We start from the raw sequence: 1,423 nt of genomic DNA, 5'->3' as shown, positions 1-1,423 counted from the left end.
ATGCGTAACTTTAACATCAGCTACTCAGTAACAGCTGCTGCTGTAATAGATGGAGAGAATGTACCATATGCGGGTAATACTATCACTGTATTAAGTCCGATAGTTCCATTAGTAAAATTAACTCCAGCTAATTGTGGAGTTACTCTAAGCGCTATTGGTACTAACCTTAGTTCTACGGTAGGAATTAATGCGATATCGTATACCTTTAGAGCACGATTAACGAATGACAATGGACCTACGCCAACGTTCTATACGGTAACACAAGCATCACGTTTTGTTACTTTGAATTCGTTCCCAGGATTAGTTCCACAGTTTGGTACTAGCTATACGATAGACGTACAGTATTCGTTCTTGGATATTGTATCTAATGCGGTAGTTCAATCAGGCTATGGCGATGCTTGTACGGTTACTACACCGAGCATACCGTTAATTCGATTGAGTTCACCAACGTGTGGTACTACAGTGGCTAGAACAGCTACTATATCTGCTACACCGGCGTTTTCAGCACTACAGTATCAATTCAGAATACGCTTGACTAGTGACAATGGTCCGACACCAGTGTACTACTTTACCAACCCAAGTGCAAGTCGTTTTTCTACGTTATCGTCATTCCAAGGATTGACCATACAGTTTGGTACTTCGTATACTTTATCTGTACAATACAGAACGTTGAACAATGGTATAGAGGTATTGTCAGGCTATGGCCCGGATTGTATTTTGACCACTCCAGCGTTCCCAACGACAGAAGTAACGCCATCATTGTGTGGACAACCGACTACGGCATTAAATCAGTCATTGACGATACTACCAGTATCAGGTGCGACTATTTACCGCGTATCGTTGTTTGAGCGAGTAGGAGAGGATTTAGTACCAGTAGGTACAATTGATAGACCTGTTGCTAACTTTATGTTGAACATGTTTGCAGGTGCTACGGTTAATAAAGACTATGTAGTAACCGTATCGGTTCAATTGAATGGCGAGTTTGGTCCAGATGGAAGAGGTTGTGATATTGCTACTTTAGTAGCTAGAACTGCCAAAGTAACGTTTGGAGCTACGGCTTATCCTAATCCATTTGCGAGTGGCTTTATGTTAGATGTTACTACATCTGCTGAGAGTACACCAATCGATGTTAAAGTATATGACATGGTAGGTAGATTAATTGAGCAAAAATCAGCTCAAGTTAATGAGTTAGAGACTATGACTATCGGTGATCGTTATCCAAGTGGGGTTTACAATGTAACAGTAACCCAAGGCGAGGAAGTGAGAACGGTTAGGGTAGTTAAGAGATAATTAGAAGGTACGAGGTACGAAATACGAGGTATTAAGTATTAAGTATTAAGACTTAATAGGTTTTAAAATCCCTGTCTTGTGTAAGAGCAAGATGGGGATTTTTTATTTAACCGCAAAGTGCGCAAAGGGTTCG

1 protein-coding gene is annotated in these 1,423 nt (G+C 40.7%); it reads left to right on the top strand.

Features of this window, described 5'->3' with window-relative positions; all coding sequences use genetic code 11:
* On the top strand, positions 1–1,290 hold a 1,290-nt coding region (locus tag WFZ85_RS15935), incomplete at its 5' end, for a T9SS type A sorting domain-containing protein (RefSeq protein WP_342697242.1).
* Between the last annotated feature and the right edge of the window lie 133 nt (positions 1,291–1,423).

It is taken from the genome of Flavobacterium aureirubrum (genome assembly GCF_038739835.1).
Classification (GTDB): domain Bacteria; phylum Bacteroidota; class Bacteroidia; order Flavobacteriales; family Flavobacteriaceae; genus Flavobacterium; species Flavobacterium aureirubrum.
Note: the sequence above shows the minus strand (reverse complement) of the source record. Positions and strands in the feature narration are given on the sequence as shown.